Origin of the sequence: Paenibacillus sp. PK3_47, from assembly GCF_023520895.1 — a bacterium.
Lineage (GTDB): Bacteria > Bacillota > Bacilli > Paenibacillales > Paenibacillaceae > Paenibacillus_AQ.
In genome coordinates, this window is the sequence record NZ_CP026029.1 from 3,636,199 (window position 1) to 3,660,089 (window position 23,891).

Annotated in this window: 17 protein-coding genes; 16 read left to right on the plus strand and 1 reads right to left on the minus strand. The window is 52.6% G+C overall.

What is annotated here, in order from left to right:
* Nucleotides 1–4: 4 nt before the first annotated feature.
* The 7 genes from C2I18_RS16205 to C2I18_RS16235 all read left to right on the plus strand — a co-directional run bounded on the left by C2I18_RS16205 (nucleotide 5) and on the right by C2I18_RS16235 (nucleotide 8,998).
* Complete coding sequence (locus tag C2I18_RS16205; protein WP_249896796.1) at nucleotides 5–793, plus strand: ABC transporter permease; 789 nt, start codon at nucleotides 5–7, stop codon at nucleotides 791–793.
* A 30-nt stretch (nucleotides 794–823) separates the two neighbouring features.
* Nucleotides 824–1,888 carry an ABC transporter ATP-binding protein gene (locus C2I18_RS16210; protein WP_249896797.1) on the plus strand — a complete coding sequence of 355 codons (1,065 nt, stop codon included), beginning with the start codon at nucleotides 824–826 and terminating at the stop codon, nucleotides 1,886–1,888.
* Between the two features lie 22 nt (nucleotides 1,889–1,910).
* A complete protein-coding gene (locus C2I18_RS16215; protein ID WP_249902139.1) occupies nucleotides 1,911–3,638 on the plus strand; it encodes an adenine deaminase in 1,728 nt (575 codons plus the stop codon).
* Between the two features lie 883 nt (nucleotides 3,639–4,521).
* On the plus strand, nucleotides 4,522–5,016 hold the full coding sequence (locus tag C2I18_RS16220; protein WP_249896798.1) for a CYTH domain-containing protein: 495 nt from the start codon (nucleotides 4,522–4,524) through the stop codon (nucleotides 5,014–5,016).
* 132 nt (nucleotides 5,017–5,148) lie between these two features.
* The gene (gene thrC / locus C2I18_RS16225) at nucleotides 5,149–6,537 is read left to right on the plus strand and encodes a threonine synthase (protein ID WP_249896799.1); all 1,389 of its coding nucleotides are present in this window, start codon (nucleotides 5,149–5,151) and stop codon (nucleotides 6,535–6,537) included.
* A gap of 249 nt (nucleotides 6,538–6,786) precedes the next feature.
* Entirely contained in the window at nucleotides 6,787–7,773 is a 987-nt protein-coding gene (locus C2I18_RS16230; RefSeq protein ID WP_249896800.1) for a Gfo/Idh/MocA family protein, read from the plus strand.
* 349 nt (nucleotides 7,774–8,122) lie between these two features.
* Nucleotides 8,123–8,998 carry a radical SAM/SPASM domain-containing protein gene (locus C2I18_RS16235; protein WP_249896801.1) on the plus strand — a complete coding sequence of 292 codons (876 nt, stop codon included), beginning with the start codon at nucleotides 8,123–8,125 and terminating at the stop codon, nucleotides 8,996–8,998.
* 452 nt (nucleotides 8,999–9,450) lie between these two features.
* Here C2I18_RS16235 and C2I18_RS16240 read toward each other — a convergent pair whose 3' ends face one another.
* On the minus strand, nucleotides 9,451–10,455 hold the full coding sequence (locus C2I18_RS16240; RefSeq protein WP_249896802.1) for a LacI family DNA-binding transcriptional regulator: 1,005 nt from the start codon (nucleotides 10,453–10,455) through the stop codon (nucleotides 9,451–9,453).
* Nucleotides 10,456–10,937: 482 nt separating this feature from the next.
* Here C2I18_RS16240 and C2I18_RS16245 point away from each other — a divergent pair, with 482 nt between their 5' ends.
* From C2I18_RS16245 to C2I18_RS16285, 9 genes are all read left to right on the plus strand, one after another.
* The gene (locus C2I18_RS16245; RefSeq protein ID WP_249896803.1) at nucleotides 10,938–12,299 is read left to right on the plus strand and encodes an ABC transporter substrate-binding protein; all 1,362 of its coding nucleotides are present in this window, start codon (nucleotides 10,938–10,940) and stop codon (nucleotides 12,297–12,299) included.
* Nucleotides 12,300–12,478: 179 nt separating this feature from the next.
* The gene (locus tag C2I18_RS16250) at nucleotides 12,479–15,397 is read left to right on the plus strand and encodes an extracellular solute-binding protein (protein WP_481857944.1); all 2,919 of its coding nucleotides are present in this window, start codon (nucleotides 12,479–12,481) and stop codon (nucleotides 15,395–15,397) included.
* Nucleotides 15,398–15,418: 21 nt separating this feature from the next.
* Nucleotides 15,419–16,324: a carbohydrate ABC transporter permease gene (locus C2I18_RS16255; RefSeq protein ID WP_249896805.1), complete on the plus strand. Its 906-nt coding sequence runs from the start codon at nucleotides 15,419–15,421 to the stop codon at nucleotides 16,322–16,324.
* 3 nt (nucleotides 16,325–16,327) lie between these two features.
* Nucleotides 16,328–17,230, plus strand: a complete 903-nt coding sequence (locus C2I18_RS16260; RefSeq protein ID WP_481857809.1) for a carbohydrate ABC transporter permease — start codon at nucleotides 16,328–16,330, stop codon at nucleotides 17,228–17,230.
* 13 nt (nucleotides 17,231–17,243) lie between these two features.
* The gene (locus tag C2I18_RS16265; protein WP_249896806.1) at nucleotides 17,244–18,749 is read left to right on the plus strand and encodes an NHL repeat-containing protein; all 1,506 of its coding nucleotides are present in this window, start codon (nucleotides 17,244–17,246) and stop codon (nucleotides 18,747–18,749) included.
* The gene (locus tag C2I18_RS16270; protein ID WP_249896807.1) at nucleotides 18,730–19,350 is read left to right on the plus strand and encodes a Yip1 family protein; all 621 of its coding nucleotides are present in this window, start codon (nucleotides 18,730–18,732) and stop codon (nucleotides 19,348–19,350) included. Before C2I18_RS16265 ends, C2I18_RS16270 begins: the two co-directional genes overlap by 20 nt.
* A 14-nt stretch (nucleotides 19,351–19,364) precedes the next feature.
* On the plus strand, nucleotides 19,365–21,944 hold the full coding sequence (locus C2I18_RS16275; protein WP_249896808.1) for a DUF5696 domain-containing protein: 2,580 nt from the start codon (nucleotides 19,365–19,367) through the stop codon (nucleotides 21,942–21,944).
* On the plus strand, nucleotides 21,941–22,840 hold the full coding sequence (locus tag C2I18_RS16280) for a carbohydrate ABC transporter permease (RefSeq protein ID WP_249896809.1): 900 nt from the start codon (nucleotides 21,941–21,943) through the stop codon (nucleotides 22,838–22,840). Before C2I18_RS16275 ends, C2I18_RS16280 begins: the two co-directional genes overlap by 4 nt.
* A gap of 24 nt (nucleotides 22,841–22,864) precedes the next feature.
* Complete coding sequence (locus tag C2I18_RS16285; RefSeq protein WP_249896810.1) at nucleotides 22,865–23,866, plus strand: carbohydrate ABC transporter permease; 1,002 nt, start codon at nucleotides 22,865–22,867, stop codon at nucleotides 23,864–23,866.
* Nucleotides 23,867–23,891 lie beyond the last annotated feature (25 nt).

The window sequence follows — 23,891 nt, forward strand, 5'->3', positions numbered from 1 at the left end:
GAACATGAAGGAAGGGAACCGCGCGCTGTCACTGTATACGGTGCTGGTCTTTATATTTTTGCTGGGTCCGCTCGTTATCATTTCTATAACTTCCTTTGAGCCGGGCACGGTCCTGAAATTCCCCCCTGAGGGCTTTTCACTGAAGTGGTATCAGAATATCTTCGAGGTCAGTGCCTTCATGGAGACCTTCAAAACATCGATGATCATCTCGCTGCTCGGCAATCTGCTGGCACTTCTGCTGGGTGTACCGGCAGCTTATGCCCTGAGCCGTTACCGGTTCCGCGGACGCGATACGCTGAATGCGATTTTTCTGTCTCCGGTGCTGATTCCCGGCATTGTGCTGGGCTTTACGCTGCTGCGCTACCTGATTGTAGTGTACGGGCTGCCGATTGTCGCCGGTCTGCTGATCGGGCATACCGTGATAATGCTGCCTTTTATCATCCGGGTAATCGCTTCAAGTCTGGAAAATTTCGATTTTGCGGTGGAGGAAGCTGCGCAGAGTCTGGGGGCTTCCAGGCTGCAGACCTTCTTCAAAGTCGTACTGCCTAACATCCGTTCCGGAATTCTGGCAGCCATCCTGATCGCTTTCCTGGAATCGTTCAACAATGTGGATATTTCCGTGTTCATGACCGGTCCGGGGATCAGTACACTGCCCATTCAAATGCTGACCTATGTGCAAAATTACTTCGATCCCACCATTGCGGCCATTTCGGTCATTCTGATGGTGCTGACGGCGGCGCTGATGTTCGTCATTGAGCGGCTGATGGGATTCGCTTATTTTACCAAAAGATAGCCTAATAAATGATAAAGGGGGCGTCACGCAATGTCACTTTTAAGTCTTGACCAAGTATCGGTTGCGTATGACAACCGTCTGATTCTAGAGGATTTCAATCTGTCGCTGGCCAAAGGACAGCTTCTCTCGCTGCTCGGTCCCAGCGGCTGCGGCAAAACAACAACCCTGCGCCTGATCGCCGGGTTCCTGAACGCGGAATCGGGAGCCTTCATGTTCGGCGGGAAGGACTACACCAAGGTTCCGGTGGAAAAACGCAATTTCGGTTTTGTGTTCCAGAGCTATGCGCTGTTTCCGCATCTGTCGGTCTTTGACAATGTGGCGTTCGGCCTGCGTCTGCGCAAAATGAAGGAAGCCGAGGTCAAGAAACGGGTAACCCGGATGCTGGAGACCGTCAGTCTGGGCGGCTTTGAGAAAAGACTCCCGGCGGCCCTCTCCGGCGGACAGCGCCAGCGGGTGGCAATTGCCCGTGCGCTCGTCATTGAGCCGGATCTGCTGCTGTTCGATGAGCCGCTGAGCAACCTTGATGCCAACCTGCGGGTCAACATGCGTGTGGAAATCCGCCGCATCCAGCAGGAACTGGGCATCACAACCGTCTATGTCTCGCATGACCAGGAGGAGTGCTTCTCGATCTCCGATCAGGTGGCCGTTATGAATAACGGCAAAATCGAGCAGCTCGACAAGCCGTCAACGATCTTCAAATATCCGGCCAGCGAATTTGTGGCCCGGTTTATCGGGTTCGGGAACTTTATTTCTTTTGAAGGCAGAAATGATACAGGTACAGATATTGAACTCAGCCGTGGTGCGCTGAAGTTTCAGGCGGCGAAACGGCAAAGCGGTGAAGGCAATACCGGACTGCTCGGGGCCATCCGCCCGGATGATCTGCAGCTGTTCGCTGCGAGTCCAGAGCCTGGTACTGCCCGTAACATTGTGCCGGGTAAGGTGCAGATCAGCACGTATCTCGGCCGCAGCTATCAATATCAGGTGGAGACGGAGCTTGGCGTATTCACGGTCAATCAGGAGATGGAGCAGCCGTTCGTTCAAGGACAGCAGGTTACGGTGTATTTTCCAAAAGAGAAGCTGGTGCTGGTGCAGTAGCGCTTCATAAGGAGCAGACATGATGATTACAGATCAACTTATACTGAACGCTAAAGTGTACAACAGTTACTATAAAAGATTTGAGACGGCAAATGTCGCTGTTAAAGATGGACGGTTCCTCTATGTGGGTCCGCTTGGCACGGATACCTTTCATGCTGCGGAGACGATTGATGCCCAGGGGCAGTATCTGGTGCCCGGGCTGATTGATATCCACCTGCACATCGAGAGCACGATGATTACTCCGGAGACGTTCTCTTACGGTATTCTCCAGCACGGTGTAACCACGATTGTTCCCGAGCCGCATGAAATGGCCAATGTCTTCGGTGTCGAAGGCGTGCATGAAATGATCAAGGCCAGCCGGGACTGCCAGGTGGACATGTTCTACGCGATCCCGAGCTCTGTACCGGCGACACCTCTGGAGACCACAGGCGGCTCGATTGAAATTGAAGATATTGATGAGCTGATGGAAACGGAGCAGATGATCTGTCTGGGTGAAGTGATGAATTTCGTGGATGTGATCCGCGACCCTGATTGCAAAAGCAACCGCATCCTCCAGCATGTCCGCAGCCGTTATCCCGGTCTTGTCATCGAGGGGCACACGCCGAAGCTGCTGGACCTGGATCTGCACCAGCTGATTTTTGCCGGGATTGATTCCGATCATACCCACCAGAGCATTGAAGGCCTGACCGCGCGGATCGCCGCCGGGATGTTCATCGAGATTCAGGAGAAGTCCATGACCCCGGAAGTCATGGATTATCTGATCCATCATCCGGTGAGTGAGCATTTCTGCTTCGTCACCGATGATGTCATGACTGATTCGCTGGCAGCGACGGGCCATCTGGACCATCTGGTCCGCAAAGCCATCGCCATGGGCATGACGCCGGAGGCTGCAGTCTATGCGGCTACCTTCACGCCTGCGCGGCGGATGAAGATGGACGACCGCGGCGTCATCGCGCCGAACAAAACCGCCGATTATCTGCTGCTGTCCGACCTTGACAGCTTTGCCATTGAGGCGGTTTACAAGCGCGGCGCCCGGGTCTATGACCGCAGGCAGCCGCTGCCGCAGGCACAGACAGAGCCGCGGTTCCCGGCTCATTACTACAAGAGCGTGCAGCTGGCGCCGCTGGCTGCCGCCGACTTTACGGTGCCGACGGGTGTGCCTGACGGCCGCTACGGCGCCCGCGTGATGATGGTCAACAACGTGTCCACGTTCACCGAGGAGAAGCATGTGGAGGCCGAAGTGAAGGACGGCCTGCTGCAGTGGCAGGAGAGCGGCTATGGCCTGATCGCCACCTTCGAGCGTTACGGCAAGAACGGCAACCGGGCCTACGGCCTGATCGGCGGCGACACGATCAAGCGCGGCGCGGTTGCCACCACGTATTCGCATGACAACCATAACCTGCTGGTTGTCGGGCATAACGCCGAGGATATGGCGCTTGCCGCCAATACGGTCATTGCCGAGCAGGGCGGCTTCTGCGTTGTGTGTGACGGCAAGGTGCTTGCCCTGCTGGCGCTGCCGGTCGGCGGCATTCTGACCGAAGCGCCGCTCGCGGAGACGGCAGAACGGGTGCTGGGGCTGCGCACAGCGATGGAATCGCTGGGCTACAACCACTACAACCCGATCATGTCGATCAGCACGCATTCGCTGCCGGTCAGCCCGGCGCTGAAGATCACAGATCACGGATTGATCGATGTCGGTGCAGGCAAGGTCGTGCCGCTGCTGTTCCCGCTTGGAAAGGCGCAGGCATAGCCGTTAGTACACTAGTGCAGAACGATAGCTCAAAGCCAAAAGGCGGGGAATTCCAACAGGGATGACCCGTCTTTTGGCTTTAAATCATGGGTAGCAGCGTCACATAGGGTTCAAACTGTTCGTGTTCGGCTGCTGCACAGGCTCGCAAATATGGCCATTCCCACTAAATAAGTGTATTTCCTGCAGCTAAAAAGAGACGCGGACGTGTGAATTAGGCTTTAATTGTATTTCGTACACTTAAAAACAGCGGTAGGCTGATATTTCCCCGCAAAGGCGATATTTAACTGCACAAAGTGCAGCTATCCTGCGGATTACGGCGAAAACTGCTTTTTTAGTTGTACAAACTGCAGTTATTAGCTCGTACGCGGCTGGCAGCTGCCCCATTTATATGCGCCAGTTAGTTGCCTGCCTTACTCCCACCATAATCCATAGGCTGCTGCAGCTTGGCGGGTCTGCTTTTGCTGAACGGCTTAATAGATGTATTTTCTACAGTTAAAAATAGGTTTGAGCGTGTAAATTAGGCTTTAATTGTATTTCGTACACTTAAAAACAGCGGTAGGCTGATATTTCCCCGCAAAGGCGATATTTAACTGCACAAAGTGCAGCTATCTTGAAAGTACCGGCGAAATCTTCTTTTTTAGTTGTACAAAATGCAATTATAGGCGGATAGGCGGCTGGCTGCTGCCACAACTAGCGGCATAACCGGCTCCAAATGCAATAAATAGGCGAAAGCGCGGATTCATCCCGTAGAGGCTGGAACCACCGGGTTAATCCGCGGGCATTCCGCCCTACAAATCACCTTTTCCAATTGACTTGCGTATGCCCCGCCCCTATGATGATAAATAATATAAAACTAAAGTGACCGCAAGAGGAGAGAGAGCACATGGGGATGGAAATCGAACGCAAGTTTCTGCTGCCGGAGTTTCCGGAGCAGCTTATAGAAGACGGACGGCTCAAGGTACTCACCAGACACAGCATCGATCAGACGTATCTGGCCATTGAGGACGGGCAGGAGCTGAGAGTGCGCAAAATCACGGATCTCGACTCAGGCGAGATTACGTATACCCATACTTTTAAAGACGGAAAAGGCATCAGCCGCAAGGAAATCGAATATGACATCTCGGAGGGGATCTATACCCAGATGATGGATGCGGTACAGGCTGTACCTCTGGTCAAAACGCGCACAACAGCCGAATGGGACGGCACGACCGTGGAGATTGATGAATATACCCAGCTTAGCCTTACGGTGATCGAGGTAGAGTTTGAATCGCTGGAGGAAGCGGAGGCGTTCGAGGCCCCGGAATGGTTCGGGCTGGATGTCAGTGTAGAGAAGCAGTACAGTAACAAAACCGTGTGGAAGAAGCTGCAGATTAAATAAAATACGGGTTCCCGCATTTATCACAAAAGTTGACACGGAAGTAACGGACTTTAACGCTTAAACGTGTTAATATATAGGGTATTACGTTCTATACAGGATAAATAAAGAGGGGTTCAGGAGGATGAGGCAGGTATGGAGTATATAAGCACAAGAGGAAAAGTGGAAGCCAGAGGTTTTATCGATACGGTGCTGATGGGGCTTGCGGATGACGGCGGGCTGATGGTGCCATTTCAGATTCCGGTGATCCCGGCGGAGACGCTGCAGGAATGGAGAAGCCTCAGCTTCCAGGAGCTGTTCCTGGAGATTTTCTCCTACTATACGAATGATGAAATTCCTTATGAAGATCTCAAAGAAATGGTCTACACCAGCTATGGCAATTTCCGCGCGCCGGAAGTGACGCCTCTGCACAAGGTGAACGGTTCTCTGCATGTGCTTGAACTGTTCCACGGGCCTACGTTTGCCTTCAAGGATGTGGCGCTGCAGTTCATGGGCGAGCTGTATTCCTACATTGCCAAGGTGCGGGGCGAGATCATTCATATCCTCGGTGCAACCTCCGGTGATACGGGTGCGGCTGCCATCCAGGGTGTGCGCGGCAAAGAAGGCATCAAAATCTGTATTCTGCATCCGCACGGCAAGGTCAGCAAGGTGCAGGAGCTGCAAATGACCACCGTGGACGACAGCAATGTGCTGAACCTGTCCGTAGAGGGCAACTTCGACGACTGCCAAAAGGTGATCAAGGAGCTGTTCGCGGATCTCGACTTCAAGGGGCGTTACCACCTGCGTGCGATTAACTCCATTAACTTTGTACGGATTCTGGCCCAGACGGTTTATTATTTCTATGCTTATCTGCAAATTGAGGGCAGTGATGAGAAGAAGATCAATGTCAGCGTGCCTTCCGGGAACTTTGGCAATATTTTCTCGGGATTTTTGGCTCAGAAAATGGGGCTGCCGATCAACAAGCTGATCATCGCCACCAACGAAAACAACATTCTCGAACGGTTCGTGCAGACCGGTGAATACAAGCCTGGAAACTTTACAGGAACCTATAGTCCGTCAATGGATATCCAGGTGGCAAGCAATTTTGAACGTTACCTGTATTATCTGCTCGGCGAGGATGCCGTGAAGCTGTCGGAATATATGGCGGGGCTGCAATCCGAAGGTTCTATTAAGATTGAAGGTGAGCTGTTCGCTAAGGTGCAGGCTGATTTTGCAGCACTCGGCGTCAAAAACCAGCAGTGTCTCGACACCATCAGCAAATACGACAAGGAATACGGATATCTTCTTGATCCGCATACAGCCTGCGGGGTAGCGGCTTACGAAGCGTTCAGCGGCGAGGATGAAGTGACGGTCAGCTTCGCTACTGCACATCCGGCCAAATTCGACGAGGCGATTGCCTTGACCGGCATCAAGCAGGAGTTCCCGGCGCAGATTTCCGCACTGTTCTCCATGCCGCAGCATATGACGGTTGTTGAGCATGACAAGGCGCAGATTGTGCGTGAGCTTCAGGCTTTTTACGGTTAAAAAAGTCCGGGACGCCCCGAACCTCCCTCCAATAGGAAGCAGCATGGCCTCCATCTCCGGTTCAGGAGTGGGGGCTGTTTGCTTCGTGAGAAGCGGCGAAGTGCCGGTATTATGGCAGGTGCCTTTTTTCACGTACCGGATCTGGCGGAATTTGTCGGAAAATCCTTTACAAAAGTAGACATGACCACCCCAGGAATGAGAAAATAGCAGGTAGAGCCAGTAAGAACAGAAAAGGACGGGATCATCATCATGACAATTCGATTCGGGGTCGTAGGCACCAACTGGATTACAGACCGCTTCATTCAAGCGGGTCTAGAGAATGAGGAATTTATCCTGACAGCTGTGTATTCCCGTACGGAGGAGAAGGGCCAGGCTTTTGCCGCCAAGTACGCCGGAGCTGCCATCTATACCAATCTGGAGGAAATGGTGTCCAGCGGGGAAGTGGATGCGGTCTATATCGCCAGCCCCAACTCCATGCATGCCGAGCATGCATTGATCTGTATGAACCACGGGAAGCATGTCATCTGTGAGAAGCCAATGGCGTCCAACAGCAAAGAGCTGCGGGCGATGATTGAGGCTGCGCGCAGCAATGATGTGCTGCTGATGGAGGCGATGAAGTCGACCTTCATGCCGAATTTTGCCGTAATCAAAGACAATCTGTACAAGCTGGGGCAGGTCCGCCGTTATTTCGCGAGCTATTGTCAATACTCGTCGAGATATGATGCCTACCGCCAGGGTACGGTGCTGAATGCTTTTAATCCTGAATACTCTAACGGTTCCCTGATGGATCTCGGCATCTACTGTCTGTACCCGCTGGTTGCCCTGTTCGGCAAGCCGGATGCAGTCAAGGCTACGGGCATTATGCTGGCCTCCGGGGTGGATGGTGAAGGCAGTATGGTCATGAGTTATCCGGATATGGATGCCGTGGTGATGCACTCCAAGATTGCCGATTCCTATCTGCCGGCTGAGATTCAAGGGGAGAACGGAACGATGGTGATCGACAAGATCAACCAGCCTTACCAGGTCAAAATCCACTACCGCGACGGTACGGTCGAAGAGCTGACAGTGCCGCAGGTATTTGAGCCGATGTACTATGAAACGAATGAATTCATCACTTTGCTGAAGAACGGGGAACGTGAGAGCAAGATGAACAGTCATGCGAATTCCCTCGCGGTCGCAGAGGTGATGGAGGAAGCCAGAAGCCAGATCGGCCTGCGCTATACAGCGGATTTGTAGGGGGCCTTCCGCTTCAAATACCGGGCTAGCCAAAGTGAGTGAATGGATTTCGCTCATCTAATGCCGGTGTTTCCAGAATGCTGTGGATTAGCGTAACTAACTCCCACTCTAGAGCTTTCCGCCGCTTAATTGGATTTTCTCCATCTAATTCCGTCACTTTTCCTCAATTGTGATGATTAGTCGGAAATCTTCCGCCTAATCCGGGGGAAACATGTCTCTGGTGATGATTTTGGCAGATTTAAGTGGAGTTTTTCCCGCTGTTGCTGCATTTTCAAGCATTTAATGAAGAATGAACTGGAGAAATTCCACTTAGAATAAGTAGTATCATTTTTGAAATGGGGAGCAGGACTTGAAGACTTTTAAAAAGGTGTACATCGAGATTACAAGCGTCTGCAACCTGGCCTGCAGCTTCTGTCCGCCCACGGAGCGGCAGAAGAACTTCATGAAGCCGGATACCTTTAATACCATCCTTGACGAGATTAAGCCGCATACGGACCATATCTATCTTCATGTCAAAGGGGAGCCGCTGCTGCATCCGAAGATTGGTGAGCTGCTGGATGCGGCCCATGCCAAAGGCTTCAAGGTCAACATCACGACGAACGGGACGCTGATTCACAAGGCTGGCCCGAAGATTCTCGGCAAGCCGGCGCTGCGGCAGATGAATTTCTCGCTGCACAGCTTCGACGGCCATGAAGGCTCCGAGAACCGGGAGAAGTATCTGTCGCAGATTATCTCCTTTGTGAAGGAAGCCTCGGCGCAGGGCGTAATCATTTCCTTCCGGCTGTGGAATCTGACCCAGGATAACATGACCAATCTGGCCAGAAGCCGCAACCGCGAGACGCTGGGAATGATAGAAGAGGCGTTTGGTCTCGATTTCAGGATTGAAGAAAAGGTTGTTCCGGGCAGCGGTGTCCGCATCGCGCCGCGGATCTATCTGAACCAGGACCATGAGTTCAAATGGCCGGCCTTGCATGAGCCGGAGGATGACGGCAAAGGCTTCTGCCATGCGCTGCGCAGCCAGGCTGCGGTGCTGGTGGACGGCACCGTTGTGCCCTGCTGCCTGGACGGCGAAGGTGTCATCAACCTCGGCAATCTGCACGAGAAGCCGTTCTCCGAAATCGTCGAAGGCGAGCGGGCGAACAATCTGTTCTACGGTTTCTCCCGCAGGGAAGCTGTGGAGGAGCTGTGCCGCAAATGCGGGTACAGGCAGCGGTTCGGAACATAAATCCGGCTCCAACCCATCACCTCACGCGCACCAGAACCTATTAATGACTTGGAAAGGCTAATGCTAACGGAACCCAGATCCGTTATTTTGCGCTAGAGGTGTGTTTTGGAATTCTAACGGACCCTGGATCCGTTATTTCATCCGAAAGGGCTTGATGTACCCATCATTTAGCAGCATAAAGGAACTACGGTCCGTTAGCGATGGCAACGGGGCGATTTCCGGCAAATAACGGACGCAGTGTCCGTTAGCGGTCGAAAGAGGACGAGGCATATAAACGGATGCAGCGTCCGCAGACATGAAACACAGCAAAGAAACCCAAAACATTTTTAAAGAGTTGGGTTTCTCAACACTCTGAAAGACACCCGGAAGGGTGTCTTTGTTTGTGTAAGGACTGGTTATGGCCCGTCCGGGGTCAGCATTCAAGGACCCAAGTATGTTGTGTTGCCACCGCGTCAGTCCCTGAGAATAACATCGGCCTGAATCAGCGTCTTTTCATAGCATGTGCCGGGGTTAAGGATCCGCCAGAGCATCTGGTCTACCGCCCGCATGCCGAGCAGCTCCTTGTTGACGTTAACGGTAGCCAGGAACGGCAGGGCGGGATGGGTGTTATCAAAGCCGGTGAAGGCCAGGCCTTCAGGAACAGGCATGCCCATGAATTCCAGTGTTTCCAGAGCGAACAAGGCGTAAGTATCATTGGCACAAATAAAGATCTCCGGCAGCCCCTGTTCCTTGACGGCGGCGGCGAAGGTAGCCCGGAAGTTATCGATGTCCGGTCCATTCAGCAAGGGATTCTGATGAAGGGGAATCCCGTGATCCTCCAGTGAGGAGCGGAAGATCAGGAAGCGTTCATAGAAACTCTCGGCATCCCGGATATTCCCTAAGAACTGAAAATCCCTGTAGCCCTTGCCGATGGCATAGTGCATGACCCCCTTCATGGCGGTCAGGTTATCGGTGAAAATGGAATCACACTGAAAGCTGGGATCGTAATGATCCACCATCATAACCGGTATGCCCAGGCTTCTGATTTCTGCCAGAATGGGGGTTGAGATGGAGCCGACAGTGATAACACCCATAATTGCCTCAGGGTTAACCAGCGAAAACATGGAATCACCTTTGGGCTCGGTCAGAGTCAATACGTTAATCCCCCGCTGGTCCAGCCTGGAAGAGATGCCATTGAACAACGGCCCCCAATACAAGGACTCCGGATTCTGGTAGCGGACATTCTGGAACAGGATCAGAATGGTCCCGGACCACTTACGGGCATCCAGGTCAATCAACTCTCCGGGCGTATGCACCGTGACAGAGTCCTTGAAGTAACCGAGCTGTCCCGCGGCTTTGAATATCGTATCCCGTGTCTGGGTGCTGACTCCCGGTTTGCCTGATAAAGCTCTTGAGACGGCAAATTTCGACAGTCCCGTGAAATCGGCGATTGATTGGATCGTTACTTTGCGTCGCATAAAATCATCCTACTCTAATCAGATTGTTTAGCCATTCCAGAAGATAACTATATTACAATTTTACATGAAGAGTGAGAGGGTAACACATGTTTTTTAAATTTCCCTAACCATAGGGATCAGACGGCCGGCTAACCAAACGTATTGAGGAATTAAGGGAAAATAGTTTTGTTATTTGTTATGTTTGTTATTATGAGAATAACATTATTATAAATGAAACTACAAGATTATCTAAAATCATTCACTAGAATGCACCTTTTTGCTAGGTTTATAGAGGAAAATAAGTAAAAAATGATTGACCGCTTAACTTGGCGGTGGTAATATTTGTTATGTAAATAAAAACAAAATAAATAACAAATAAAGGTGGTATGCCAAACAAAACGAAGAGAATTATGGTTTTGTTATTTTTTTAACTGTGTCTGTAAGCGCTTTATCCATGAGGGTGCAGCACCGCCTATCCAGATCCATTACAGGAGGTTATACGGATGAGAAAAATAAAGGGGTACTACGTTTTATTGTTTTGCTTTGTGTTTTTGCTTACAGCCTGCAGCGGCGGGAATAATGCCGCCAATAGTCCAAAAGCAACCGAGACGGCAGCTCCGGCAGCGACAGAAGCCGTGGCAGAGGCAACGGCCGAGCCTACTGCAGCGCCGGTTGATCTTGGGGGCCGGGTCATTAAGGTAGCCGCGTGGTGGGACCTCAAGCCAGCGGGTAATTCAGCTTCAGAAAAGGAACGGCTGGCCAAGATTGCTGAAGTAGAGAAGAAATACAACACCAAATTTGAATTTGTAAATGTTCCGTTTGAAGAGTTCATGCCTAAATTTACGGCTACGGCGCTTACGGGAGAACCTTTTGCCGATATCGTTATTATGGAGTACAACTCGGCATGGCCTGCCATCCTCAAAGGGCAGCTGCTTCCTGTAAGTGAATACACCACGGCTTCCTCTAACATCAACAATGAGGCCAACCTGTTGGTTAAAGCGCCTCAAATTGCCAATGAATACTATGCCTTCGCCGAACCGGGAACCGGGGGAGCGGGACTGCACTATAACCGTGACATATTTAAAAAGCTTGGACTTCCCGATCTGCAGGAAGTCTATGCGAGCGGACAATGGAACTGGGACAAATTCGTAGAGATTGCCAAGCAGGCTACGAAGGATACCGATAATGACGGCAAAATCGATACTTACGGCTTCTCAGGCTGGGCGATCGATCTTCTGCGTAACTTCTCAGCCGCTAACGGCGGCAAAATCGTTGACGAAGCCACCGGGACTCAAGGTCTGACTGATCCGAAGGTGATTGAGGCAGCTGAATTCATCAACCGTCTTTACAATGTTGAGAACGTAATGAAGATCAAAGGAACCGACAAAATCGGCTACGACGAATTCAATACCTTCAAGGATGGCGATGTGGCGATGTTCCCGGCTCCGGTGTGGAACCTGGGCGATCTGACCTTTGATTTCGGCGTGGTTCCATTCCCTAACGGACCGTCCGGATCTCCTGAAGTGACTTATGCCGACAACGGCAAGAATGCCTTTTTTATTCCTAAGGGTGTAAAAGATCCGCAGGCGGTCTACCAGGCATTCGAAGAAACCTATGACATTACGCAAACCGGTGATTTCCCGAGCCAGGAATGGCTGGAAAGCATCTATGCCCACGAAGAAGATGTAACCATGCTGCATGACCATATTAACAACACAGGCCAGATCCTCCTTGAAACCGCTTACCCTGATTTCCCGACCTCCGGTTTTATGAGGGATATTATTGTTGAGAATCAGTCCGTTACTGCAACTGCCGAGAAATATAAACCGGAAGCCGAAGCTTCCATTGCCAAGCTGGGCAAGTAACAGGGCGGTCCATACCGCTTATGCGACAGGGGGCGTCTTGCGGCACCCCCTGCTGCATGAATGAAAGATTTCACCACGGCATGCAGGTTATCCCTCTTACAGGGAAACTCCGCTTCTGCCGGTAAGGAGGACTTCTGGTGACCGGTAAAACAAGTCAATCCAAAAAGACCAAGAATATAATGCTTGCCGCATTAGCCTTGTTAATCATGCTTCCGGCAGGCTTGAATCTACAGGTGGATGCAAGTGCGGGGACCGGGTCAGCCGGAGACAGCGTGCAGACTGCGCCTTACGCGGAGCAAACCCCGGGCAGCTCAGACGATACCGGCGTAACAGCAGCTTTCAATGAGAATAAATATGCAGCTTACTTGTCGGAGCATAAGGATGCCGCAAGACCTGATCAGGAGATTATTGTAGAGGCGGCTGATTACAGCCTGGCTGAGGGCAGCGGTTTTGAAAAGCTGCCTGATTACGAAGGAATGGCCGGCGAATCGCTGCTTACCGGTGAGTCCGGCAAAGTGGAATGGACGGTCAGGGTGGCGGAAGCCGGCCTTTATAATCTGTCCATGCTGTATTACCCTGTTCCCGGCAAAAGCTCGGCGATCGAACGCGCTCTGTACATTGACGGACGGCTTCCTTTCCGGGAGGCTGCTTTTCTGCAGTTTGACCGGATTTGGGATAACCAGCTGGACCAGCTGGTGGCGGATAACCAGGGCAATGACCTGAGACCCAGGCAGATTGAGCAGCCGCGCTGGAGCGAGAAGGCATTTCAGGACTCTGACGGTTATGAGAATGAACCGTTTTTATTTTATTTTTCTGAAGGCACCCATACGTTAACGCTGGAAGCCTCAAGAGAACCGGTGGTCATCAGGCAGCTGAAGCTGTATAAGCAGACTGCACCGCTGCCATACGAGGAAGTGAAGAAGGGGCTGGATGCCGCAGGGGCGCAGGCTTCAGACAATCAGCTTCTGGTTGTGGAAGGCGAAGCTGCCTCAGCCAAATCGTCCCCGACCCTGTACCCGCTTAGTGAGCGGTCAAGTGCGACGGTTCATCCTTACAGCTCCTCCAAAATCAAAATCAATACCATAGGCGGATTAAATTGGCGAATTCCCGGCCAGTGGATCGAGTGGGAGATCGACGTTCCTGAGACCGGACTCTATAAAATGGCCTTTAAAACGCAGCAGAACTTCGTAAGGGGAATTTATTCGACCCGCAGACTGACCATTGACGGCACGGTTCCGTTCGCCGAAATGGCCAAGGTTCCCTTCCGATATAAAAGCGGATACCGCCTGGATGTACTGGGGGGAGATGAGCCCTATTTGTACCATCTGGAGAAGGGGAAACATGTGGTCAGGCTGGAGGTCAGCCTCGGCGAGTTCGCCCCGCTGATCCGTGAGGTGGAGGAAAGCCTGTACAACCTCAATTCCATGTACCGCAAAATTCTGATGATTACCGGCACCAAGCCGGATGAATACCGGGATTACCAGCTGGACAAGAAAGTGCCGGATATGCTGCAGGTGTTCAGTACCGAGCATGACAGGCTGAGAGGTATTGCGAAGCGGCTGGTCGAGCTGTCGGGCCAATCCAGCGACCAGGAAGCGCTGCTGAAGACGATGGCCCAGCAGCTGAGCGAGCTGATTGAAGATCCGGACACCATCCCGCGCCGGCTTACCGCCTATAAGACCAATACCGGAGGGCTCGGCACCTGGGTTCAGCAGGCCAGAGAGCAGCCGCTTGAAATCGATGCGCTGTATCTGGCTTCACCGGATAAGAAGTTCCCGAGTAAGGGAATGGGCTTCGGCTCCAAAATCAAACATGAGACAGCGACCTTTCTGGCCTCTTTCTTCACAGATTACAACCAGATTGGGAATGTCTCCGACAAGGATGACCAGAAATCCGTGACCGTCTGGATCGGCAGCGGCCGGGATCAGGCCAATACGATGAAGGCGATGATTGATGAGACCTTCACCTCGGCAACCGGCATCAATGTCAATCTGAAGCTGGTCAACATGTCCACGCTGCTGCCGGCGACACTGGCCGGTCAGGGGCCGGATGTGGCGATGCAGATCGGCACGGATCTGCCGGTCAACTTTGCAATGCGCAATGCTGCGGCGGATCTGACCCGGTTCCCCGATTTTGCCGAAGTGGAAAGCCGTTTCCGGGAAAGCGCGATGGTGCCGTTCATCTATGACGGCGGTGCGTACGCCCTGCCGGAGACGCAGACCTTCAATATGCTGTTCTACCGGAAGGACATTCTGGAGGAGCTTCAGCTCGAAGTGCCTCAGACCTGGGATGATGTATCCACTCTGCTGGCTGTGCTCAGCAAAAACCATATGCAGTTCGGTCTGCCGGTGGTTGCCCAGTCTGCCATACAAGGACAGAACATCCCGCCCAACTCGATGTATGCGGCGCTGCTGTTCCAGAACGGCGGCCAATTCTACCGCAATGGCGGCGCGGAGTCGGATTTGGACTCCCGGGTCGGCATCGAAACGTTCAAGCAGTGGACAGAGTTCTATACGGACTACAAGCTCGAACGTGAATATGACTTCGCCAACCGGTTCCGCACCGGTGAGATGCCTTTTGGCATAGCGGATTACACCCTCTATAACCAGCTGTCCGTGTTCGCTCCGGAGATCAGAGGGATGTGGGGCTTCGTGCCGATCCCGGGGACTTTGCAGGAGGACGGCACACTTGACCGCACCGTATCCAGCGGAGGCAGCGGTGTCATCATGATGGAGAAAGCGAAGGATAAGGATGCCTCGTGGGAATTTATGAAGTGGTGGACGAGTGAAGAGACGCAGACTGTATTCGGACGTGAGATGGAGGGCCTGATGGGCGCTGCCGCACGTTATCCGACAGCGAATATCAAGGCGCTGGACAGCTTGCCTTGGCCTGTTGCCGATTACGATAATTTGAAAGCACAGTTTGAGTGGGCTGAAGGGGTTCCTGAGGTGCCGGGCGGTTATTTCACAGGGCGGCATTTATTCAACGCCTTCTACAAGACGGTAGTCGGCAGTGTGGAGGCCCGAGAATCCATCATGGACTACGTCCAGTACATCCAGGACGAGATCAGTACCAAACGTAAAGAGTTTGGTCTATAGCAGCAAGGGGGAGGGTCAAGCGTGCAAAATTGGTGGAGCCTGAAGTGGCATGCCATAAGAGCCAATAAGCATTCGTATTTTTTGATGGCACCGTACATGATCTTGTTCGCCGTATTTACGGTGTTGCCTGTCCTGGTGTCGATCGTGCTCAGCTTCACATACTTCAATATGCTGGAATTTCCAAAGTTTATCGGCTGGCAGAATTATACCCGCCTGTTCCTGGAGGATGATGTCTTTCTGATTGCGCTCAAAAATACGCTGCTGTTCGCAGTGATTACCGGGCCAATTAGCTATATTGCCTGCTTCGTGTTCGCCTGGATTATCAATGAGCTTTCTCCCAAGCTCAGAGCGGTGATGACACTCGTCTTTTACGCGCCTTCCATTTCCGGAAACGTCTATTTCATCTGGCTGATGATCTTTTCCGGCGACCGCTACGGAATCATGAACGGGCTGCTGCTGAAGTTTGGCTTCATTCTGGAACCGATCCAGTGGCTGAAGACCGAAGGGTACATTATGCCGATCATCATTCTTGTTCAGTTATGGCTCAGTCTGGGAACCGGCTTCCTGGCTTTTATCGCGGGTCTGCAGACTGTAGACGGCACCCTGTATGAAGCAGGGGCAGTGGATGGAATCAAGAACCGCTGGCAGGAGCTGTGGTATATCACCCTGCCGTCCATGCGTCCGCAGCTGATGTTCGGCGCCGTGATCCAGATTACGACCGCCTTTGCTGTCGCTGATGTCTCCATTGCACTGGCCGGGTTCCCGAGTGTGAACTATGCGGCAGAGACGATCGTGACGCATCTGATTGACTTTGGGACGACGAGGTTTGAAATGGGCTTTGCCTCGGCTATTGCGACAGTCCTGTTCCTGATCATGGTGGCTTCGAATCTTATCGTTCAAAAACTGCTCAGAAAGGTGGGTGAATAGACGATGAACATCCCCTTTCAAGTAAAGACGAAACGGCGGATCGGCTATCCGATCCGGATGCCCAAAAAACGCGTCAACCGCTCAGCCTGGGGCACCTTCTCTTTATTCGCCCTGCTCACGGTTTTCGGGGCCTTCATGGTGCTGCCGCTGGTGTATGCCATTAACAATGCGTTCAAGCCGCTGGATGAGATTTTTATCTTCCCGCCGACGCTGTTTGTCCGCAATCCCACAATGAATAACTTTGTCGATCTGTTCAATCTGCTCGGCAATTCCTGGGTTCCGTTCTCGCGTTATATTTTCAATACGGTATTCATTACAGGTACGGGGATTGTAGGGCATGTAATCTTCGCCTCGGCGGCGGCTTATCCGCTGGCCAAACATCATTTTCCCGGCAAAAAAATACTGTTCACCATCGTCGTCCTGTCGCTGATGTTCACGCCGGCCGTAACCGCCATGCCGAACTATATGATTATGTCCTGGCTGGGGCTGATCGACACGTACTGGGCAGTGATTATTCCGGCATTCGCCTATTCGCTCGGCCTGTATCTGATGAAGCAGTTCATGGAACAGATCCCCGATGTGCTGCTGGAAGCTGCCAAGATCGACGGTGCCAGTGAATACCGCATCTTCTGGTCCATCGTCATGCCGAACGTCAAGCCGGCCTGGCTGACACTGATTATTCTGCTGTTCCAGATTCTGTGGGGCAGTGACGGCAATGGCTTTATTTACAGCGAGCAGTTGAAATCGCTTCACTTTGCGGCAGGCCAGGTCGTGGCCGGAGGCATTGCCCGTTCCGGTGCGGCGGCAGCGGTGGCGCTCATTCTGATGAGTGTGCCGATTACGCTGTTTGTGTTCTCACAGAGCCGGATTATAGAGACGATGGCTACATCGGGAATGAAGGACTAAGGGGGGAAGGCAATTGACTGCAAAAAATTGGCTGCTTGCAGGGACGGTGCTCTCCCTGCTGCTGAGTTACGCAGTTCCCGCACCGGCGGCTGGAGCTGTGCCCTATGAAAGTTATAACTATAACTACTGGGAAGAAGCCGTGCCTGCTCCTGCAGCATATATCCCCGACCGGACCCTTACAGGTAAGGATCTCGGTGTTGGTGATTTTCTGGACCCGGGCGATATGGTCGTTGCCGCAGACGGAAGGATCTATATTGTGGACAGCGGGAACAGCCGGATTGTCTGCCTGGACAGCAAATGGAAGGTAGACAAGGTCATTACCGGCTTCGACAACGGGGGACAGGCGGAGAGTTTTAAAAATCCGTCCGGCCTGTACGTTAATGCTGAAGGCAATCTGTTCATTGCGGATACGGATAACGGGCGTATTGTGGTGCTGTCTCCGGACGGAGAGCTGCTGCGGATGATCGAGCAGCCGGAGTCGGATATTTTACCGGCAGATTTCAAGTTTATTCCGGTGAAGGTGACGGTGGATCAGGCAGAGCGGGTCTATGTCATCGCCAAGGGAATCTTTGAAGGAATTATGCAGTTTGACGAGAGCGGGCAATTCATCGGGTATGTCGGCACGAACAAGGTCAAGCGCGACTATACCGAATATATTTGGCGGATGTTCTCCACCAAGGCGCAGAAAGCACAGATGGCGCTGTTCGTCCCTACGGAATTTTCCAATATCGATGTGGATGCGAAAGGCTTCCTGTATGCCACCAATATAGACCCGGGCTCCAAAGAGCCGATCAAGCGCCTTAATCCCTCCGGTGAGGATGTGCTGAAACGCTTCGGCTACTTCGACATTCTGGGGGATATCCGCTACCGGCTTGTTGACGGCCCCTCCAAGTTCACGGATATCAAGGTGCTCCCGAACGGGATGTACAGCGCACTGGATGCCAACCAGGGTAAGGTGTTCACCTACAACGATGAAGGTGATCTTCTGTATGTATACGGCGGCAAAGGCAATCAGACAGGCACCTTCAAAATACCGGTAGCCGTAGAGTTCTCCGGCGGCAATCAGCTGGTTCTTGACCGGGGAAAGGGCAACATTGCCGTCTTCAAGCCGACGCGGTTCGGCAGCAGTGTAAATGAAGCGGTCGGCTACCATTACAACGGCGAGGATGCACAGGCGGTTCCGCTGTGGAAGGAAGTGCTGAAGCTGAATGCCAACTATGATATTGCCTATATCGGCATAGGCAAATCGCTGCTCATGGAGAAGGACAACAAGGAAGCGATGAAATATTTCAAGCTGGGCATGGACAGGGACGGTTATTCCGTAGCCTTCAAACGGTACCGCAGGGAAGTTATGCAGGAGCATTTCGGCACTTTTCTGACTTCGGTAATGATTCTTGCGGCACTCTGGATTGCTTACAAGCTCTTCGGCTTCTGGAGAAGAAAGCGGCAGACCGAAGCACTGAAGCAGGCTCCGCACAACCTTAAGGAGGGGAACGCCCGTGAGGCAGGATTTCATTAAATTCCCGCTGCACCTCATGGTGCATCCGTTTGACAGCTTTTGGGATTTGAAATATGAGGGGAAAGGGAAGCTCCGCGTAACGCTGACCCTACTGCTGCTGGTCGTCATCTCCATGATTCTGAAGAACCAGTTCGCAGGCTTCCTGGTCAATTATAATGATCCGCGCCATTTGAACAGTATTACCCAGCTGTTTACGGTTGTTTTTCCCTTCTTTCTGTGGTGCCTGTCCAATTGGGCCATTACGACACTGATGGGCGGCGAAGGGAAATTCAAAGAAATTATGATGGCGACAGGCTATGCGCTTGTTCCGGTCGTGGTCATTTATACGCCGATGGTAATTGCAAGCCGGTTCATGGCGGAGGAAGAAACGGCCTTCTATTATCTGATGATGTCGGTGGCTTCGATCTGGTTCGTAGCGCTCCTGTTCGTCGGCATCATGACTGTCCACCAGTATACTGTGCTCAAAACGGTGGCAACGATGCTGCTGACAGTGGTTGTTATGGGAATTGTCGTGTTCCTGGGGACGCTTGTCTTAAGCATGCTCCAGCAAATTACCGAGTTCTTCATTAATATTTACCGTGAATTAATTTTCCGTACGTGAAGGAGGCCGCACCTGTGAAAAATCGTAAAATACTCGCTGCGGTGCTGGCCTGTGCCGCAGTCCTCTGTATCGTCATCGGGGCTGTCCTGTTCTTCAGCTCCCGCGGAGTCAAGGCTGTCGAGGCCTCCGCTTATACGGAAGTGACGGCTGAGCTTGAACCGGGCAGCGAGCTGGCTGCGCTGCCTGATACTTCAGGCGGTGTACCGGGAATGATGCTGGCCGCGGATGATGACAGGCTGTCTTTATACTATAATGCCGAAACCACGGAAGTAGCCGTGAAGGATAAGCGGTCAGGGCAGATCTGGTACAGCAATCCCCTGAGCCGCAATGAAGATACGCTGGCCTCGGGCTTCGAGAAGGAGCTGCTGTCCTCGCAGCTGACGGTTCTGTTCCGTGATGCTGTGGGCACATTGGAATCCTATACGAATTATGCCCAGAGCATCAGCAGCAAGCAATTCACGGCCGAGAGCCTGAAGAACGGGCTGCGCATCACCTATACCATCGGAGACACCTCTGCAGGTATCGATGCACTGCCGAAATATATCAGCCAGGCCAGACTGGAGGAAGCGGTTCTGTCCAAGCTGGATGCCGCGACAGCCAAATATGTCCATCAGCGCTACTATCCGAAGGAAGGCAGTCCTGAGGTCATGGAACGGATTGATGCCCAGGTCTCCAAGCCCCTGGTGCTCAAGAAAATGACCGCCGCCTTCACCAAGGCCGGTTATTCAGCCGAAGATCTGGCCCGGGACAATGAGGAGAACGGAATCGGGGGAGGTTCTGAATCTACCAAGCCCAACTTCGTCATTCCGCTGGAATACCGGCTGGAGAACGGATCGCTTGTAGTCAGTGTTCCTGTGAATCAGGTCAAGGAGAGCGGACAGTACCAGATCCGCAGTCTGGAGCTGCTCAATATGTTCGGCGCTGCAGACCGGGAGGCCGACGGCTACATGCTTGTCCCTGACGGCTCCGGCAGCCTGATCCGTCTGAACAACGGCAAAGTGAAGGAAGAGCAGTACGTCCAGCGCGTATATGGGCCGGACCCGAATGATAACAGCTACAGACGCGGACAGGTCAGCCAGAATGCCAGAATGCCGGTATTCGGCATGAAGGCCGGGGATGCCGCCTGGTTCGCCGTCATTGAGAAGGGCGATGCCATTGCCAGCATAGCTGCTGATATCAGCGGCAAGAAGAACTCCTACAACTTCATTCACAGCAGCTATTCCCTGCGCGGCGAGGATGAGCTGGAGCTGTACACCGGATCGACCATCCAGGAAATCCAGCTGCTGAATGAGGAGATCTACAAAGGCGATATCCAGATCCGCTACAGCTTCCTGGACGGAGACAAAGCCGGCTACTCCGGCATGGCTGAGCTGTACCGGAATATGCTGGTCTCCGAAGAGCTGCTCACGCCTTTGACGGAAGAGGAGAACATTCCGTTCTATCTGGAAATGCTGGGTGCCGTCGACAAGCAGAAGTCACTGCTCGGTGTACCTTACCGTTCTGAAATCGCCATGACCTCCTTCAGGCAGGCCGGGCTGATAGCCGGACAACTGGAGCAGGATGGCATCGGCCGCCTGATGATGAGGTATACCGGCTGGTCGTCCAAGGGCGTAAATCATGCCACGCCGGATAAGCTGAAGACGGAGGGCGTCCTCGGCAGCAGACGGGAGCTTGCCGGTCTGAAGGAGCAGCTGGCCGCGGCCGGAGGAACCCTGTTCCCGGATGTGGCCTTTCAGCAGATTTATCACAATGACAGCGGGTTTACCCCTTCCGCTGATGCCTCCAGATTCGTGACGAGAGAGGAAGCAGAACTGTATCCGTACAACCGGGCGCTGAACCGGATGGATATGACACTCGGCAGCTACTATTTACTCTCTCCCGCCAAACTGCCGTACTATGTGAATGCTTTTCTGGATAAATATGAGGTCTACGGAATGAAGGGTGTATCCCTGCGGGATCTGGGCAGTGTGCTCAGTTCGGATTTCCGGGCCAGCCGGGTAATCCAGCGTGAAACGGCGAAGGAAATTGTGGAAGAGCAGCTGGGCACCATGGATCAGCACGTGGACCAGACGATGATTTCCGGCGGGAATGCCTATGCATGGCCGTACTCCGATCATCTGGTGAATGTACCGGCCTCTTCCAGCGGATTCGCGCTTACAGATGAAGCTGTCCCGTTCTACCAGATGGTGATCCACGGCTTTATCAGTTATGCCGGAGCACCGGTTAACTTAAGTGACGAGCAGGATCTGCATAAGCAGATGCTCCAGGCTATCGAGCTCGGGGCAGCGCCCTACTTCTCCTGGTCGCATGAGCCGTCGTCGAAGCTGAAATTCACCCATTTTGACAGCATGTACGCAACCTATTATGAAGACTGGTACGATCAGGCGGTTGCCATGTACAAGGAAGTAGACAAGGTGCTCTCCCCCGTACAGCATGCGCAGATCTTGAACCATATACGCCATCAGGAAGGTGTTGTGGAGGTGCAGTACAGCAACGGTATATCAATCTATGTCAATTACACCGACAAGGATGTCTCCGTGCAGGGAACGGCTGTCGGGGCCGGACAATATGCGATAGAAGGTGAGCCGACATGAGCGGAAACAAGCTTAGCCTGCAGCAGAAGCGTTCTTTGCTGGGAATTGCTTTTATAGCGCCATGGCTGCTGGGGTTTATCTTTCTGTTCGCGACTCCGCTGATTAAGTCCATCCAGTTCAGCTTCAGCAAATTAACTGTAGACCCAACAGGCTTCACGCTGGACGGGGTAGGCTGGGCGAACTTTAACAATGCGCTGTTCGTGGATGCCACGTTTAACCGCGTATTGACCGAATCGGTCTGGGATATGGTGCTGAATGTGCCGATGATTCTGTTCTTCAGCCTTTTTTCGGCAACGCTGCTCAACCAGAAGTTCAGGGGGAGAATTATCGCCCGGGCGATTTTCTTTCTGCCGGTTATTCTGGCCTCCAATGCGATCTCGGCCGCTGAAGCCTCCGGGCTGATCAATCTGGTGGGCGATGCGACTGCAGTGAACGAAATGGGCCAGTCGGGTTCCCAGTACAATGTGATGTCAATGGTCATGATTCTGAGCGACATCGGGCTGCCGCTGTCTTTTGTAGATTACATTGTCGACGCCATCCTGCGGATCTATGAGATTATTACCAGCTCAGGGGTGCAGATCCTGATTTTCCTGGCTGCGCTGCAGTCGGTTCCCGGAGCGATGTATGAGGTGGCGAAAATTGAAGGGGCGACCGCTTATGAATCCTTTTGGAAGATTACCTTTCCGCTGGTAAGCCCGCTCATTCTGACCAATGTGATCTATACGATTATCGACTCTTTCTCCGGCAGTGCCGTGACACAGATGATCTTCACCACCGCGTTCACCACCCAGAATTTCGGGCTGAGTGCGGCGATGTCCTGGATCTATACGCTGATTATCAGCATTATCCTGGTCATTGTAGGCTATGTGCTGTCCAAGCGGGTGCATTACAACTGATTGATCACAAAGGAGGGCACCGCCATGCAGTACCAGCAGGCTGTCCGTAAAGAAGCTAAGCACTACAGAGTCCAGAAGATTAGAGGCAAAGCGGCGGATGTGCTGTATGCACTGTTCCGCTATGCGCTGGTCATCGGGATCTCCTTTATCATTATTTATCCGCTGCTGATGAAATTCTCGATTGCCTTCAAGGATAAGGCGGACATTTATAATCCGACGATATACATGATTCCGGTCCATTTCACAATGGATAATATCCGGATGGCGATGCAGATTCTGGATTACTTCCCGCTGCTCGGCAACACCCTGCTCTTCGTGGTGGTGACTACGGTGCTGACCACGGCGTCCTGCGCCCTGGCAGGCTACGGGTTTGCCCGTTTTAACTTTCCGGGAAGCAATATCCTGTTCGCGCTTGTCATTCTGACCCTGCTCGTGCCGACCAGTACGCTGATGGTTCCGATGTATCTGCATTTCAGAAGCTTCGACATTCTGGGCATTATCCACCTGCTTACAGGCAAGTCCGGACTCAATCTGCTCAACACTTATTGGCCTTCCATTATTACATCGGCAACGGCGATCGGGCTGAAGGCGGGGCTGTTCATCTATATCTTCCGCCAGTTCTTCAAAGGAATGCCGAAGGAAATTGAAGAAGCGGCGCTGATTGACGGTGCAGGGGGTATAAAAACGTTCCTGCGGATCATGCTCCCGAATGCGGTCTCGCCGATGATTACGGTCATTCTGTTCTGCTTCGTCTGGCAGTACAACGATACCTTCTTCACTTCGCTCTTTATGAGTGAACTGGCACTCATGCCTACCAAGGTCAGCTCGCTGGCTGCGCAGGCTAATGCTTTAATACCAGGCATGCTCGGGGTAGGCGGAGGAGCCGGTGTGAAGGCCGATCCCAACCATGTAGCCATGATTATCGACACCGGCATTCTGCTGGCGATTATCCCGCTCATTCTGCTGTATATGGTTGTTCAGCGGTACTTCGTGGAGAGTGTGGAGCGCAGCGGTATTATCGGCTGATTTCATTATCAATGGATTAAATGCT

Bases quoted from the DNA above. Each gene is read 5' to 3' on its own strand.
- C2I18_RS16210 (WP_249896797.1), top strand. From the start codon at position 824: ATGTCACTTTTAAGTCTTGACCAAGTATCGGTTGCGTATGACAACCGT.
- C2I18_RS16245 (WP_249896803.1), top strand. From the start codon at position 10,938: ATGAGAAAAATAAAGGGGTACTACGTTTTATTGTTTTGCTTTGTGTTT.
- C2I18_RS16205 (WP_249896796.1), top strand. From the start codon at position 5: ATGAAGGAAGGGAACCGCGCGCTGTCACTGTATACGGTGCTGGTCTTT.
- C2I18_RS16285 (WP_249896810.1), top strand. From the start codon at position 22,865: ATGCAGTACCAGCAGGCTGTCCGTAAAGAAGCTAAGCACTACAGAGTC.
- C2I18_RS16220 (WP_249896798.1), top strand. From the start codon at position 4,522: ATGGGGATGGAAATCGAACGCAAGTTTCTGCTGCCGGAGTTTCCGGAG.
- C2I18_RS16260 (WP_481857809.1), top strand. From the start codon at position 16,328: ATGAACATCCCCTTTCAAGTAAAGACGAAACGGCGGATCGGCTATCCG.
- C2I18_RS16250 (WP_481857944.1), top strand. From the start codon at position 12,479: ATGCTTGCCGCATTAGCCTTGTTAATCATGCTTCCGGCAGGCTTGAAT.
- C2I18_RS16280 (WP_249896809.1), top strand. From the start codon at position 21,941: ATGAGCGGAAACAAGCTTAGCCTGCAGCAGAAGCGTTCTTTGCTGGGA.
- C2I18_RS16240 (WP_249896802.1), bottom strand. From the start codon at position 10,455: ATGCGACGCAAAGTAACGATCCAATCAATCGCCGATTTCACGGGACTG.
- C2I18_RS16215 (WP_249902139.1), top strand. From the start codon at position 1,911: ATGATTACAGATCAACTTATACTGAACGCTAAAGTGTACAACAGTTAC.
- thrC (WP_249896799.1), top strand. From the start codon at position 5,149: ATGGAGTATATAAGCACAAGAGGAAAAGTGGAAGCCAGAGGTTTTATC.
- C2I18_RS16230 (WP_249896800.1), top strand. From the start codon at position 6,787: ATGACAATTCGATTCGGGGTCGTAGGCACCAACTGGATTACAGACCGC.